Source organism: Actinomadura rugatobispora, from assembly GCF_042656285.1.
Lineage (GTDB): Bacteria > Actinomycetota > Actinomycetes > Streptosporangiales > Streptosporangiaceae > Spirillospora > Spirillospora rugatobispora.
In genome coordinates this window covers 1-13028 of the sequence record NZ_JBHSON010000021.1, presented here as the reverse complement: position 1 = coordinate 13028, position 13028 = coordinate 1, and the positions used below count along the sequence as shown (strand labels likewise).

Annotated in this window: 17 protein-coding genes; 8 read left to right on the top strand and 9 right to left on the bottom strand. The window is 70.9% G+C overall.

Annotation, left to right across the window (positions count from 1 at the left end; genetic code table 11):
* Positions 1-37: 37 nt before the first annotated feature.
* Entirely contained in the window at positions 38-559 is a 522-nt protein-coding gene (locus tag ACFPZN_RS16825) for a MarR family winged helix-turn-helix transcriptional regulator (protein ID WP_378282911.1), read from the top strand.
* Between the two features lie 481 nt (positions 560-1040).
* Here ACFPZN_RS16825 and ACFPZN_RS16820 read toward each other — a convergent pair whose 3' ends face one another.
* Positions 1041-1460, bottom strand: coding sequence for a hypothetical protein (locus ACFPZN_RS16820; protein WP_378282910.1), 420 nt, complete (start codon positions 1458-1460; stop codon positions 1041-1043).
* Between the two features lie 181 nt (positions 1461-1641).
* Between ACFPZN_RS16820 and ACFPZN_RS16815 the strand changes: the two genes are divergently transcribed.
* Complete coding sequence (locus ACFPZN_RS16815) at positions 1642-2718, top strand: hypothetical protein (protein ID WP_378282909.1); 1077 nt, start codon at positions 1642-1644, stop codon at positions 2716-2718.
* Here ACFPZN_RS16815 and ACFPZN_RS16810 read toward each other — a convergent pair.
* The gene (locus tag ACFPZN_RS16810) at positions 2705-3115 is read right to left on the bottom strand and encodes a hypothetical protein (RefSeq protein ID WP_378282908.1); all 411 of its coding nucleotides are present in this window, start codon (positions 3113-3115) and stop codon (positions 2705-2707) included. The genes ACFPZN_RS16815 and ACFPZN_RS16810 overlap by 14 nt on opposite strands.
* Before the next feature lie 111 nt (positions 3116-3226).
* Here ACFPZN_RS16810 and ACFPZN_RS16805 point away from each other — a divergent pair, with 111 nt between their 5' ends.
* On the top strand, positions 3227-4024 hold the full coding sequence (locus tag ACFPZN_RS16805; protein WP_378282907.1) for an alpha/beta fold hydrolase: 798 nt from the start codon (positions 3227-3229) through the stop codon (positions 4022-4024).
* Between the two features lie 377 nt (positions 4025-4401).
* On the opposite strand, the gene ACFPZN_RS16800 is transcribed toward ACFPZN_RS16805, so the two are convergent.
* A complete protein-coding gene (locus ACFPZN_RS16800) occupies positions 4402-4668 on the bottom strand; it encodes a hypothetical protein (RefSeq protein WP_378282906.1) in 267 nt (88 codons plus the stop codon).
* A 242-nt stretch (positions 4669-4910) separates the two neighbouring features.
* On the opposite strand from ACFPZN_RS16800, the gene ACFPZN_RS16795 reads away from it, so the two are divergent.
* On the top strand, positions 4911-6200 hold the full coding sequence (locus ACFPZN_RS16795) for an XRE family transcriptional regulator (protein ID WP_378282905.1): 1290 nt from the start codon (positions 4911-4913) through the stop codon (positions 6198-6200).
* A gap of 328 nt (positions 6201-6528) precedes the next feature.
* On the opposite strand, the gene ACFPZN_RS16790 is transcribed toward ACFPZN_RS16795, so the two are convergent.
* From ACFPZN_RS16790 to ACFPZN_RS16775, 4 genes are all read right to left on the bottom strand, one after another.
* Complete coding sequence (locus tag ACFPZN_RS16790; RefSeq protein ID WP_378282904.1) at positions 6529-7068, bottom strand: RDD family protein; 540 nt, start codon at positions 7066-7068, stop codon at positions 6529-6531.
* A gap of 53 nt (positions 7069-7121) precedes the next feature.
* Positions 7122-7664: a hypothetical protein gene (locus ACFPZN_RS16785; RefSeq protein ID WP_378282903.1), complete on the bottom strand. Its 543-nt coding sequence runs from the start codon at positions 7662-7664 to the stop codon at positions 7122-7124.
* The gene (locus tag ACFPZN_RS16780) at positions 7621-7935 is read right to left on the bottom strand and encodes a hypothetical protein (protein WP_378282902.1); all 315 of its coding nucleotides are present in this window, start codon (positions 7933-7935) and stop codon (positions 7621-7623) included. Before ACFPZN_RS16780 ends, ACFPZN_RS16785 begins: the two co-directional genes overlap by 44 nt.
* Positions 7936-8030: 95 nt before the next feature.
* Complete coding sequence (locus ACFPZN_RS16775; RefSeq protein ID WP_378282901.1) at positions 8031-8609, bottom strand: TetR/AcrR family transcriptional regulator; 579 nt, start codon at positions 8607-8609, stop codon at positions 8031-8033.
* Between the two features lie 77 nt (positions 8610-8686).
* Here ACFPZN_RS16775 and ACFPZN_RS16770 point away from each other — a divergent pair, with 77 nt between their 5' ends.
* Positions 8687-9361, top strand: coding sequence for a hypothetical protein (locus ACFPZN_RS16770; protein WP_378282900.1), 675 nt, complete (start codon positions 8687-8689; stop codon positions 9359-9361).
* Between the two features lie 48 nt (positions 9362-9409).
* Here the strand turns inward: ACFPZN_RS16770 and ACFPZN_RS16765 are convergent, their stop codons facing one another.
* Positions 9410-9919, bottom strand: coding sequence for a MarR family winged helix-turn-helix transcriptional regulator (locus ACFPZN_RS16765; RefSeq protein WP_378282899.1), 510 nt, complete (start codon positions 9917-9919; stop codon positions 9410-9412).
* An 82-nt stretch (positions 9920-10001) separates the two neighbouring features.
* On the opposite strand from ACFPZN_RS16765, the gene ACFPZN_RS16760 reads away from it, so the two are divergent.
* Together ACFPZN_RS16760 and ACFPZN_RS16755 are read left to right on the top strand one after the other, a co-directional pair.
* Positions 10002-10511 carry a cupin domain-containing protein gene (locus ACFPZN_RS16760; RefSeq protein ID WP_378282898.1) on the top strand — a complete coding sequence of 170 codons (510 nt, stop codon included), beginning with the start codon at positions 10002-10004 and terminating at the stop codon, positions 10509-10511.
* A gap of 20 nt (positions 10512-10531) precedes the next feature.
* Positions 10532-11077 (top strand): dihydrofolate reductase family protein, encoded by a 546-nt coding sequence (locus tag ACFPZN_RS16755; RefSeq protein ID WP_378282897.1) that lies wholly within the window; start codon positions 10532-10534, stop codon positions 11075-11077.
* Positions 11078-11087: 10 nt separating this feature from the next.
* On the opposite strand, the gene ACFPZN_RS16750 is transcribed toward ACFPZN_RS16755, so the two are convergent.
* Positions 11088-12257, bottom strand: coding sequence for a Kelch repeat-containing protein (locus ACFPZN_RS16750; RefSeq protein ID WP_378282896.1), 1170 nt, complete (start codon positions 12255-12257; stop codon positions 11088-11090).
* 135 nt (positions 12258-12392) lie between these two features.
* Between ACFPZN_RS16750 and ACFPZN_RS16745 the strand changes: the two genes are divergently transcribed.
* Positions 12393-12911 carry a DinB family protein gene (locus tag ACFPZN_RS16745; protein WP_378282895.1) on the top strand — a complete coding sequence of 173 codons (519 nt, stop codon included), beginning with the start codon at positions 12393-12395 and terminating at the stop codon, positions 12909-12911.
* Positions 12912-13028: the final 117 nt, after the last annotated feature.

Here is a 13028-nt window from a genome sequence, read left to right as displayed (position 1 = left end):
CGCGGCATTAACCATATTTCCCGTGTACTGTATTCCTGTGGACAACACGGGGCAAACGGTCACGGAGGGGCATGCCGCGGGGCTCGGCTGCGCCGCCGGCGCGCCGCGCATCGGCGCGGACCCGGCGGACATGGACGTGGCGACCGGGCTGGTGCAGCTGACCAGCCTGGTCCAGGGCATCTACGCCGCCGTGTCCGCGCGCCACGACCTGACCCCAGCCCAGGCCAAGCTGCTGTGCGTGCTGCTGGACGGCCCTCGTGGCATGGCCGACCTCGCCCGCTGCTTCGGGGTCGAGAAGGCCGCCCTGACCGGCCTGATGGACCGCGCCGAGCGCCGCGGACTGGCCCAGCGCGCCCCCGTGCCCGGTGACCGCCGCGCCCTGCAGGCAGTCCTCACCCGCACCGGCCGCCAGGCCGCGACCGCGTTCCACGCCGAGGTCAGCGCCGAACTCGCCCACCTCACCGCACCCCTTAACCCGGCCGACAGCGAGCAGTTCCGCGCCACCATGGCCGGCATCATCCAGCGCTGCCGCGCCGCCTCCGAACCCGGACCGCGCTGAATCTCGCCAGCAGGGCCGCGGCGGGCAAAGCCCCTCACAGCCACGTGGCCGCCCGGCGCATCGGCCTTCGGAGAGCCTGAGTGCAGAAGTCGCGGTCCAGTTGGGCGGCGACGGCCAGGACGGCGAAGAGCAGCGCCGAGCCCGGCAGGGTCGTAGATTCCCGTCAGCGGCCCGGTCAGCGGCTCCAGGTGGATCCCGGCACCTTGTAGGCCGGCGGCGAGGGTCATGAGGTCGGCGGCGTTGGGGGCGGGGCGCTTGAGCTCGTGGACGGTGAAGATGACGGCCTGACGGCTGGCGCGACCGGCGGCAGGGCCTGCCATGCCGTGCCGGGCCTTCGCCCGCTCGGAACGCGGCCGTCCGGTGCTCGCTGCGGGGTCTCGCAGAACGGGTCAGTCATGGCGAGCACGAAGAGTGTCGGTCGCTACGCATAGCTACTTTGGTCCTGGGGTCACCTCGGGAGAACACCCCCGGGCCGCGTGCGTCAGGGGCCGGATGCGGGCGCGTGGCCGCAGGCGGCCTTGAGCGTCTCGTTGTTGATGTAGCCGCCGCCCGCCGTCATGCCGTCGTTGTACGCGGTCGACGTGGTGCCGGGCGGCAGTCTGCTCAGTGAGGCGGCGGCCGCGTCCAGCTCGGCCGCGATCTTGCTGGCCTCGGCCGGGCCGCCCTTGTCGATCCTCGTGCCCAGGCTGCGGATCCTGGACGCGGCGTCCCGGAAGAACGGGGCGTCGGCGGAGGACAGGGCGACAACCTGACCGGAGGACCGCATCTTCCGGCTCACGGAGTCCAGTTCGTCGAAGAGGGCGTTGCACGGGAAGAGCCGTTCCTGGATCCCGCCGCATCCGGTGGACGTGAGAACCACGCCCGCGAGGGCGACGGCGCCGGCCAGTCTGGTCATGGACATATGCGTGGGCGTTCCTTCGGAGAAGTTGCGTGCATGGAATATCAGACGCGTACTTCACCATCTTTGGATCCCCTGCCGCCCACAATAAAGGGACAAATGAAAAGGCGTAATGTCCTTGACTTGTCCGCGCTCCTCCAGGATTCCGGCCGCGGTGTCGGAGGTCTGTGGCACAGTGCGTGCCATGCCTCATACCTACCGCGCCCTGGCAAGCGAACTCGTACGGCTCCGCGCGCTCACCTCCGAACGCGCCGAAGCAGGGCTGGCGAAGGTGGCCGAGTGGGGTGACCTCGACGAGGAGGCCGAACTCCCCGACCTTTTCGAGGCCCTGCGGGAGTTCGGGCTCACGATCCACGTGCCCGACAAGGTGAACACGCTGCTGGACGGCTACACCTGGCTCATCGAGGAGGCGGTGGCCTGCGCGGGCGGCTCGATGATCATCGACGACATCGAGCTCTTCGAGGACGAGGACGACGAGGACGAGGACGACCTCCTCCACTTCCGCCGCGACGGCCACTCCATCTGGTGGAGCCTGGAGCACCAGTCGGCCCGCTACCTCGACCTGATGACGGTCTGGGAGAACCTGCACGACCTCGCCCCGGGCGGCTCCGACCCGCGCGGCTATTTCCAGATCATGGAGGAGGGGCAGGGCTCGGTCGGTTACTACCTGCTGATCACGCCCGAGCAGGCCAGGGCCCTCCGCGACGGGCTGGGCCTGCCGCTCGACGAGCACGGCATCTTCGGCCCGCCCGGCAACCCCCCGACGGCCGAGCCCGGCACGCTCGACTACTACATGCAGGACGACCGCCGCTACATGGACGACGAGTCCTGCGCCTTCCTGGACGCGTGGCTCGCCGACATGGACGCCGAACTCGACCGCTGGCGTGCCCGCCACCTGCCCGCCGACTTCCCCTTCGACTTCACCCCCGCCTCGCTCTCCGCCCTCAAAGCCCTGCTCCTCGCCGGCCCCGACCTCCCCGACGACTTCGCCGACGGGGCCGTCCGCTACATCGGCGAGACCGCCGTGCGCACCTGGCCGTGCCGCTGGGCCTACCGGCACTCCAGGGGCGACAACCCGTACACGGGAGTGCCGCTGATCCGCTCCAACACCCCGGGCGACCTGATGAGCGTCGTCGTGCCGCGCGACATCATCGAGGCGCTGCTGAGCGGGCGCGACCCGGGCCGGCTGAACGAGGACCTGGAGGAGATCCCGGACGCGGTCAGCCGATACGAGAGGGCGGTCAGCCTCAAGAACGGCTAGAGGACGCCTTCAGGCGATCCGGGACCAGCGCGCTGGCCAGGCCCATCGTGGAGCCGCCCGCCCCGAGCACCCCCAGCGCCAGGAGCGTCACGCCGATGACCCACAGGCCGCTGCCGTCGTCGCGCGACCAGTCCAGCCCGGCGGCCAGGGCCGTCCCGAGCACGCTCCCGGCCAGGGCGGCGACCACCCGCCGCCCCCACACCGCGACGGCGCCCGTCCCGAGCAGGACGACCGCCAGCCCGACCACCTGCCACGCCTGGTAGGGCCCGGTCTCGATCCCGTCGGGCTGGACGTCCCGCTTCTGGTCCCACCCAAGCCAGACCAGCCAGTTGAGCATGCTCACCGCGAACACCAGGACCGTCACACCCAGATGCGAGACCACACCGCGAAGGTTCATAACCGAACCCTCCCTCCAAGCCCCGCCCGTCCCCACCGCCGAACTACTCAACCTCGCTGAGTACTTCACCGTGCGGCGATGATTTCCGGTGACGCCCAGGGTCTTGTCCGTATGACCACCACTCACACCCTTGAGGCGCCGGGCGTGCGCCTGTACTACGAGGTCCGCGGCTCGGGGCCGCTCCTTCTGCTGACGGGCTCGCCGATGGGCGCCGCGATGTTCGGGCCCCTCGCCGACGCGCTGGCGGGCGACTTCACCGTCGTCACGCACGACCCGCGCGGCATCTCGGGCAGCCGCCTGGACGACCCGGAGCAGGACTCCACACCCGACCTGCGGGCCGCCGACCTCGTCGCCCTCCTGGACGCCCTCGGCGCCGAGTCCGCGGACGTGTTCGGCAGCAGCGGCGGCGCGGTCACCGGCCTGGCGCTCGTCGCAAGCCACCCCGGCCGCGTCCGCACGCTCGTGGCGCACGAGCCGCCGCTGCTCGACCTCCTCCCGGACGCCGCCGAACGGCACGCGGCCACCGAGGACATCGTCGAGACCTTCCACCGCGACGGCGCGGGCGCCGCCTGGGTGAAGTTCATGATCGCCGCCGGATTCGACGTGCCCGAAGAAGCCTCCGGCCCTCCAGGCGAGCCCACCGAGCAGGACCTGGCCGACAACGCGCGCTTCTTCAGCCACGAGCTGCGCGGCACCACCCACTACGTCCCGGACGTGGCCGCCCTGAAGGCCGCGTCGTCCCGCGTCGTCGTCGGCGTCGGCGCGGACTCCAAGGGCCTGGTCACCTACCGGACCTCCCTGGCCATCGCCGACCTCCTCGGCACGGAGCCGGCCGAGTTCCCCGGCGAGCACGGCGGCTTCCTGGGACAGCCCAACGAATTCGCCGAAGCCCTGCGCAAGATTCTCTGATGAGAACGGGACGGTCCGAGACCACCCGCGCCGGTGGCCCCGGGCCGTCCCGCGTCAAAACCCCAGCAACCGCCGAATCAATCCCCGCCGCCGTGGCGCCCTGGGAGGAACAGGTCGGCCCCGTCCTTCCGCGCTGGCCCTGTCGGTCCTGAACCGCATCTGGATCACCTGGGGCCCGCGCACGATCTCCAGCCGCCGTGCCATCTCAGCAGGACTGGCCGCCTCCACCAGACTGTCCCGCCCGTGCCGATCCGCCGCAACGGCCCACCACGACCCCGTCCGCGCGCCCCACCACACCCGCGCCCCCGGGAACCGCCGCTCCAGCAGGACCACGATTCGCCCGACCTCGAACTCCACCCGCACGTCACCCGCGACCGTCACCGCTCACCACCCCCGGCCAGCCGCACCATCACGAAGATCCGCGCGTCCGTGATGTGATCCGACTCCGCGATCGGCTCACCCCCCGAACCGAAGAACCACAACCGCCCCCCATCCTCCGCACGCGGATTACACGTGACCGTGTAATCCGCCCCCGCGTTCCGCACCACCAGCCCTCGCACCGTCAACTCCACCGCGAAACCGTGCGCACCCAAATGCGCACCCAACGCAGCGAGCGGATCCGTCTCGGCCGTACGCTCTCCCATGGGCCGGACCTCCTTTCCGGTCAAGGGCTCGGCCGGTGCTGAACTCACCGCGTCCGAGCCCGCCTCATGCCTGGCACCGCGAGGAAGAAATCTCGGTGCTCATCCGGTCACTGTCAGTGAATCGGCCGCGCGGGGTGCGAGGACAGAGGATTATGGCGACCAGTAGGGGACCCTCCCCTGGTCCCCTTCATGGCCGAAGGGTGTCCGCCATGACGAGTCACGAGGAACGCCCAGAGTGGGCCGTGCGCCTGGAGACCGAACGCGAGGCGCGCGGCTGGGGACGGTGGGCCATGGCCCGCCGCCTGCTCACCGCCGTGGGCATCGACCATCACGACCCGACGCGGGTCAAGAACCTCGGCCGGCAGATCCTCGGGTACGAGAAGGGGGAGCACTTCCCCCGCGACTGGTCCACCGCCTACGCGACCGCGCTCGACTTGGACGAAGAAGACCTCTTCCCAGAGGAAGAGGCGTACACCCTGCCGGTGGGTACCGTAAACGAGAGCCCTGTTCCCGAGCATGGGAGCGACGAAGTGAAGCGTCGCGCAGCATTGCAGCTCATCGGAGCGATCGGCGCGGGGACGGCCGTCCCCCCGGGCGTTCTGGAACAAGTCCTGGCGGGCATCGAGGACGCGCTCGACGGCCCGCTGGACCTCCCTGAGTGGGAGCGCGTCGTCCACGAGCACGGCCAGCGGATCGTCACCCGCCCTGCCGGCGCCCTGGTCGGAGACCTGACCGCCGACATCATCGCGGTCGGGGAACTGCTCAAACGCAAGCACACGACCCCGGAACGTGCCGGTCTGCTCCGAGTCAGCTCCAACCTCTCGGGCCTCCTGGCCATCGACGTGGGCGACATGGGCGACCAGCGTGCCGCACGCGTCACATGGAACACGGCCAAGCGAGCCGCTGACGCGTCGGGCGACCACGACTTGCGAGTGTGGGTACGAGGCCGGGCCGCGGAGGAAGCGGCCTGGGCAAGGCGACCCGCTCGTGTCGTCACCGACCTGGTGAACGAGGCGGTGGCGCTGGCGGGCGACCCGCCGTCGCGAGGACTGCGATCGGGAGGGCTGGCACGTGCTCACTCAGCCCACGCCTACATGGCGGCCGACCGCGGTGACGCTTCCCAGGCGCGTGCTTCGATCGCCGATCTGCATCGGACTTTCGAGCGGATGCCGCAGTCGGACGAGCTCTCGGCCCTGTCGTTCAGAGAGAGCCAACTGCGCTGGGTGGAGTCCTTCGTCCACACCCGTACGGGTCACAAGCAGGCGGACGCGACATTGTCGCGGGCGATGTCGCTGTATCCAGCCGAGGCGCAGGGGCCCCTCGCGAACCTCGCGCTGATGCAGGCCGCGCATCTCGTCCGGACACGTGAGATCGACGCCGGCCTCAAACGGGCGCTCACCGCGTTGGAGGACACGCACATCGCCACGACCGCACGCCTCTCGCTGGCCAACATGGTCCTGCAGGCGCTCCCCGAGCAGGCGCGCTCGCATCCGGCGGCCCGTGAGCTGAGGGAATTGACCACCGCCGCCTGACACTTACCTCCCGGCCTAGGGTTTCGGGTAGGGAACGGGTGTTGGGTCACCGAGGACCAGTACCACTCCGCGCTCGGTGACCTTCTGATCGCGCGGGCGGACACCTACGTCTGGCTCGATCTTCCCCGCCGGACCGTCATGTTCCGGGTCGTTCGCGAGTCGTTGAACCGGGCGGTGACCGGCCGCGAGCCGTGGAACGGCAACCGGGAGACCTTCCGGGACCGGCTCGACGCCGACCACCCCGTCCGCTGGGCCTGGGCGCGGCACGGGGTGAAACGGCGGCGGACGGCTGATAGGCTGCGCCGCCCGAGTCGCTCCCCTCGCCTGGTCAGGGCAACTTGCGGTCGTCCACGACGACGGTCCCGATCAGGCGGTGGCGCCACGGCCGCCGTGAGCGGACGGCCCAGGCTCCGAAATCCACGATCGTGGTCGCGACCACCAGTGATTCGGGTTGGGAGCGTTGCAACACGCGCAGTCCGAGCCTCCTGGCGAGCGTGCTCAGTCCGGGCGGGGTGCCGTCGCGTGCGGTCACCGTTCGCAGCCCCATCACGCGCTGCCCCGGGGTTCGGCCCCCCAGCACGGACGGGACGACCTCATACCCGAGTTCGAGCAGGAGCGACCACCATTCGGGGGTGCTCTGGGGCAAGGGGTTCCGCGGCATGAAGAACCATTTCAGCACCCTTTCGCGGCTCGGCGGAGCCTGCGGGGGCGTCTCCTCCACGTCGGCCTGGTCTTGCCGGAAGCTGCGGATCGCGTTCCGCAGTGGGGGACCCCAGAGCGGCGCGGACACCGCCACGAGCAGCACCATGTCGATCGACTCCGCGGCGGCCCGCCGCCGGAAAGGAGCCGGAATGATCTCGTTCGCCATGATCAATGACACCACGGCGAGCACACCCCTGGCGATCGCCGTCCGTGACCGGTTCAGGCTCCGCGGCGGGGCGGGACGGAACGGTGGTAGGCCCGTGCCTCGCTGCTGTGCAGCAGGACGACGGGGGTGGCCAGCATCAGGAGCAGGGCGCTGGGAATCGCCTGCGCGAACACCAGCAGTGCGAGGCCGATCAGCCCGTAGACGCCCGCCAGCACGGTGGCGAGCCGGCGCGACCAGGATTTGCCGCGCTTGACCTGGTCGGCGGTGACGAAGTGGGCGGCGGCCACCGCGCCCCACAGCGCGATCCAGCCGCCCCACGATCGCAGTCCGCCGAGCAGGTCGTCGCCGGTCACCGCGAGGAACAGCAGCATGGCGGCCAGCCCCCACGACAGCCAGCCCAACACCGTGCCCGCGTGTTCCACCGACGCGGGCACCGGGACCTCTGGACGGCGGGACCGGGCGAACACCCCGTTGTGGGCGCGCACGTCCCGGTGCAGCAGTGGCCCGCCGCCGAACAGCATCACCAGGATGGCCATGATGCTCGTGGCGATGTCACCGCCGGTGGCCCGGAACACCGCGATGTGGCCGAGGAGCACGGCGGCCGCGACCGCGACCCTCCACGCGGCTTTGGAGGGGCGGCGACCGGCCGGCGCCGCCGAGGACCAGCGCGGCGGCGATGGCCGGCAGCGCGGCCGAGTTCTTGGTCGCGGTGTCCCAGTCGGATCCGCCGAAGAAGCCGCCCTCGCCGACCGCCAGGGCGATCACACCGCCCAGCAGCGTCAGCGGCGCCACCCCGAACGGCAGGCAACCGAGCGAGCCGACCGCGTCCGACGTCGTTTCACCGCCCGGTTCCCGGCTCTGCGTCACAGCGGACCATCCCGTCAGCACGACCTCGCTTGATCGACCACCGGAACGACGCTGAGCGGGCCGGAGTCGGCCAACCGGGCCGAAGGGCCGCCGGACTAGCGGGTGTCGCCGAGGGCGTCCAGGTGGCGGGTGAGGGCGGCGCGCATGCGGGTGGGCGTGGCGCGTTCGGGGCGCATGGCGGCGTGGACGGCCAAGCCGTCGACGAGCGCGTGGAGGCGGTCGGTCTCCAGTTCCACGTCGCTGCCGGGAGCCAGCGCCCGCGCCAGTTCGCGGCAGCCCGCGTGCAGGACGTCGTGGGCCTTCTCGCACAGCGCGCGCAGCTCTGGGTCGACGAGGGCGCGTGCGTTGAACGCGAGCCACACCTGGTTCTCCGCGGCCCGTTCCTCGTCCAGGGGGAGCACCTCACCCAGGATCCGCTCGGCCCGCTCGCGGGGGCCGGCCTCCGGGCCGATCCGGGCGATCCGTGCCTCGATCCGCTCGATGATCAGGTGGAGCGTGAAGTTCAGCAGCTCGGACTGGGTGCCGAAGTAGTGCCGCAGCGATCCCATCGAGAGCCCGGCCTCGGCGGCCACGTTCCGTACCGAGGCGCGGTCCAGCCCGTCGCGCCGGACCACCCGCCAGACGGCCGCGGCCACTTCCTCCCGGCGTGCGGCCGGGTCCACCACTTTCGGCATGGACTCTTTATAGCACAGTCGTGCTAGCATCCGGTTTGTAGCACAGTCGTGCTATGACAATCTCCGGAAGGATTCGCATGTCCTCTCGCACGCTCCGCGTCCTGAGCACGCTGGTCGGGGTACCGCTGCTGCTGAGCGGGTGCGGCTTCGCCGTGGCCGCCGCCGCGCAGGCCGGGTCGGACGGTTCCTTCGCCACCCCGGGACAGCGGTTCGCCACTTCCGCCGCCGCCCTGAAGACCGACGAGATCCAGGTGGGCGCGGACACGGCGCACGCCGACGATCCCGACCCCGACATCGGCGAGGCCGCCAAGGTGACGATCGTGGTGCGCGCCGCCGACCCCGGGACGCCGATCTTCGTCGGCATCGGCCCCAAGGCCCAGGTCGAGGCGTACCTGCGTGGAACTTCCTACGACGAGTTCGTCTCGGCCCGGCTGGCCCCGCTGCGGCCGTCGTTCCGCCGCGTGCCCGGGACGGCCGCCTCGCCGCCGGACGCCCAGACCTTCTGGGTGGCGCGATCGTCCGGGACGGGCACCCGCCGGTTGGCATGGGACAAGACGCAGGGAGCCTGGTCCGCGGTCGCGATGCGCCTGGACGGACGGCCTGGCGTGGACGTCCACGCCTCCATCGGGTTGCGTTTCGGCTTCCTGGCCCCGGTAGCCGCCGGCACCCTGGCCGGTGGCGCCCTGATGCTCGGCTACGCCGTGTTCGCTCACCGAAGGAGCCGTGGCGCACCGGCCCGCCGGGAAGGCTGACCGTGACCCGCGGGCCGCGGATCGTCCATCGCGCGGGGCCGGACCTTTTCAGCCGCTCAGGCCGCGCAGGAGTTTGCGGAGCAGGTCGTCCAGGGTGCCCAGTTCCTGGTCGTCCAGGGCTGACAGCAGGCGAGTGACGTTGGCGGTGTGCTCCGTCATCGCGGTGTCCACGGTGGCGTATCCGCGTTCGGTCAGGCGGATCTGGAAGCTGCGCCGATCGCCGGGGTCCAGTGTGCGTTCGACGAACTCCGCCTTTTCCAGCCGGTCCAGCCGGTTGGTCATCCCGGCCCGGGAGAGCATCAGCAGTTGCGACAGCTGGGAAGGGCTCTGGATGTAGGGCTCGCCCGAGCGTCGCAGCGCCGCGAGCACGTCGAACTCGCCGCGCTGGAGGCCGAAGGTGGTGAACACCTTCTCCTGGGCCGGGCCCAGGAGGAGGGAGAGGCGGCCGAGGCGGCCGGCGGCGGCGATCGCGGTCAGGTCGAGGTCGGGGCGTTCGCGGTGCCAGGCCTCGATGACGCCGTCGACCGCGTCCGGGGAGTCTGCGCTTGCGGAGTCCATGGACCCACTGTACTTCGATGGCGACACTATTCGATCCAGAATAGTTTGACATCGTACTATCAGACGTGGAATCATCCTTGCCATGAGCGAGCCACAGCATCCGCACCACACGGCCGGAGCCCGGCCGGTCCTGGTACGCCGCGACGAGGCCGAGGTCCTCGGTCCGGCGCCGGGCACCCTGAGGCTGCTGGCCGACCTCCCGGCCACCGGCGGCTTCCTGACCAGTCACCGCAGCACCCTGGGCCGGGGCAAGGACGGGGCGACCCCGCACTACCACCGGGACTCGGCCGAGATGTTCTTCATCCTCGACGGGCGTCTGCAGGTGCTCATCGACGACGAGGTGGTCACCGCGAGGGAGGGAGACCTCCTGGTCGTGCCACCGCACACCACCCACGCCTTCGCGGCGGCACCGGATTCGGCCGCCGACGTGCTGATCGTGCTCACCCCTGGCGTCGAGCGGTTCGACTACTTCCGCCTGCTCGACCGGGTCCGCCGCGGCCAGGCCGACCCGCAGGAGATCCAGCGCACGCAGGAACGCTTCGACAACCACTTCGTGGACAGCGCCGCCTGGCGCCACGTCCGCGCGGCCTGACCACAACCCAGGGAGTCATCATGCGCAAGATCATCGCCTCGACCTATGCCACGCTCGACGGCTTCATCGACAATCCGCACGAGTGGTCGCTGCAGTACAACAGCGAGGACGCCATGGGCTACGCCTTCGCCATGACCACCGGCTGCGACGCGCTGCTGCTCGGCCGCGTCACCTACGAGGGCATGGCCCAGGCCTGGCCGAACATGGGCGGCAACCCCTACGCCGACCACGTCAACGCCATGACCAAGTACGTCGTGGCCTCCCAGCCGGTCGACACCACCGCCTGGAACCCCACGGTCGTCATCCCCGGCGGCGAACTGGCCGACCAGGTCGCCAAGATCAAGGAGCAGGACGGCCAGGACATCCTCATCTGGGGCAACGGCCGGCTGACCGACGGCCTCGCCGCCCACGGCCTGCTGGACGAATACCGGGTCTGGATCTACCCCGTCCTCAAGGGCCGGGGCGAGCCCCTCTTCCGCCCCGACAGCGTCATCGGGATCGAACTGGCCGACACCACCACCTTCACCTCCGGCGTCGTCGTCCACACCTACAGGCCGACCGCGTAGCGGTCGAGGGTCAGGGGGTGAAGACCTCGGCTGTGGCGGTCAACTGGAGGGCCGCGCCGCTGGCCGTGGCGAGCGGGCCGAAAGTGATGCCTCCCGCGGCCAGCACGCGCCCGTCGCCGAGGCCCACGGCCGCGAAGTCCCAGCGGCCCGTGCTCAGCCCCTCGGTGACGCTCCAGGTCCGCGCGGCCGGGTCGTAGACGAACGCCTCCCGGTAGCCGACGTCCACGCAGCCGGAGTCGGTGCCCCCCACCACCAGCACGTTCCCGGACGGCAGCGGCACGGCGCAGTGGAAGCTCAGGGCCCACGGCATGTCCTCGGCCGCGCTCCACCGGCCGGTCGCCGGGTCGTAGCGTTCGGTCGAGGACAGGCTGTACGGGCTGTAGGCCCAGTTCTGGAAGATGCCCTGCCCGCCGCCGGTCAGCAGCACCGTGCCGTCCGGCAGCGGCACGGCCCGCGCGTCGATCCGCGGCGTGACCAGGTTCCCGGTCGGCGTCCACGTTCCGGCCGCGGGATCGTAGGTCTCGCAGTGGGCGATGCCGGCGCCGTCGTCGCGGGTGACGATCACCGTGCCCCCGGCGACCAGCACCCGGCCGTCGCCCAGCGGGACGGCGGGGTGCCCGGTGCGGACGTCGGTCATCGGGCCGGTCTCGGACCAGGTGCCGGTGTCCGGGTCGAACAGCTCGGCCGAGTCGAGCGTCCGGTACGACTCCGCGCTGCGGATCGAGGTGCCGCCCGCGACCAGTACCTTCCCGTCGGGCAGCGGGGTCGCGGAGTGGAAGTAGCGGGCCTGGCGCATGCTTCCGGTCGGCGTCCACGTTCCCGTCGCCGGATCGTAGATCTCGGCCGAGGCGAGTTCGCCCGGCGGCAGGGAGAACGCCCCGCCGACCCCGCCGGCGGCCAGGACCCGGCCGTCCGCGAGGAGGGTGAGCGTGTGCAGCCTGCGGGTCGTGGTGAGGCTCGCGGTGGGCGTCCAGGTGTTGGCGGCCGGGTCGTACACCGTCGCCTCGCCGAACGCGTTGCGCCGCGCGTCCTCGCCGCCGGCCAGCAGGACCTCGCCGCCGCCGAGCAGCACCGCCGTGTTCGTGGCCAGCCACGTGGCCTTCGGCAGTTCGCCCGCCGCCGACCACCCGCCCGGCGCAGCCGCGGCCTCGGCCGTGCGCGCCGCCCCCGTCGCTCCCATGACCACGACACCCTCCAGTCTCGGTACGACCACCGAGTGTCGGGCATCGAGCCCGCTGAGTGATATGTCGAATACTGAGGGTTAAGGGTGGCAGGGGCGCCAGGGTGAACTCACCGCGGCTCTATCGTTGCGGTCATGGTCGACATGCCGTCGATGGAACCCGCGGTCTTCCACGCGCCGTTCCGCGATCAGTTCGAGACGTTCCTCGATGAGCACCGGTCCGCGCTGCACGACAGCCTGGACGGGCTGACCGAGGAGCAGGCGCGCCGGTCGCTGGTCGCGTCCAAGACCACGCTGCTGGGGCTGGTCAAGCACGCCGCGTTCGTGGAGAAGGTCTGGTTCGACGAGGCGGTCGCGTGCCGGTCGCGGGCCGAGATCGGCATTCCGGACTCGCCCGACGAGTCCTACGATCTCGACGACGGTGACACGATCGCCTCCGTCCAGCGGGCCTACCGGAAGGCGTGCGCGGCGTCCCGCCGGGCCACGGCGGAGCTGGCGCTGGACGACCTCGTGCGGGGCAACCGCCGGGGCCCGCTTCCACTGCGCTGGGTCTACCTCCACATGCTGCGTGAGCTGGCCCAGCACTGCGGCCACGCGGACATCCTCCGCGAGCAGGTCCTCCGTGAGGACGCGGAAGGCCAAGCCGCTCCCTAGTAGGACTTTGTTAGTTCGGTATCATATGGGATGATCTTGGTGTGACTCCGGCTGAGCTGGCTGAGGTTCGTGGCCGTCTTGAGGACTTCGCGGGTGAGATTTTCACGCCGTTCGCGC

Bases quoted from the DNA above. Each gene is read 5' to 3' on its own strand.
- ACFPZN_RS16820 (WP_378282910.1), bottom strand. From the start codon at position 1,460: ATGTCCATGACCAGACTGGCCGGCGCCGTCGCCCTCGCGGGCGTGGTT.
- ACFPZN_RS16815 (WP_378282909.1), top strand. From the start codon at position 1,642: ATGCCTCATACCTACCGCGCCCTGGCAAGCGAACTCGTACGGCTCCGC.
- ACFPZN_RS16810 (WP_378282908.1), bottom strand. From the start codon at position 3,115: ATGAACCTTCGCGGTGTGGTCTCGCATCTGGGTGTGACGGTCCTGGTG.
- ACFPZN_RS16805 (WP_378282907.1), top strand. From the start codon at position 3,227: ATGACCACCACTCACACCCTTGAGGCGCCGGGCGTGCGCCTGTACTAC.
- ACFPZN_RS16800 (WP_378282906.1), bottom strand. From the start codon at position 4,668: ATGGGAGAGCGTACGGCCGAGACGGATCCGCTCGCTGCGTTGGGTGCG.
- ACFPZN_RS16790 (WP_378282904.1), bottom strand. From the start codon at position 7,068: ATGGCGAACGAGATCATTCCGGCTCCTTTCCGGCGGCGGGCCGCCGCG.
- ACFPZN_RS16775 (WP_378282901.1), bottom strand. From the start codon at position 8,609: ATGCCGAAAGTGGTGGACCCGGCCGCACGCCGGGAGGAAGTGGCCGCG.
- ACFPZN_RS16770 (WP_378282900.1), top strand. From the start codon at position 8,687: ATGTCCTCTCGCACGCTCCGCGTCCTGAGCACGCTGGTCGGGGTACCG.
- ACFPZN_RS16765 (WP_378282899.1), bottom strand. From the start codon at position 9,919: ATGGACTCCGCAAGCGCAGACTCCCCGGACGCGGTCGACGGCGTCATC.
- ACFPZN_RS16760 (WP_378282898.1), top strand. From the start codon at position 10,002: ATGAGCGAGCCACAGCATCCGCACCACACGGCCGGAGCCCGGCCGGTC.
- ACFPZN_RS16755 (WP_378282897.1), top strand. From the start codon at position 10,532: ATGCGCAAGATCATCGCCTCGACCTATGCCACGCTCGACGGCTTCATC.
- ACFPZN_RS16750 (WP_378282896.1), bottom strand. From the start codon at position 12,257: ATGGGAGCGACGGGGGCGGCGCGCACGGCCGAGGCCGCGGCTGCGCCG.
- ACFPZN_RS16745 (WP_378282895.1), top strand. From the start codon at position 12,393: ATGGTCGACATGCCGTCGATGGAACCCGCGGTCTTCCACGCGCCGTTC.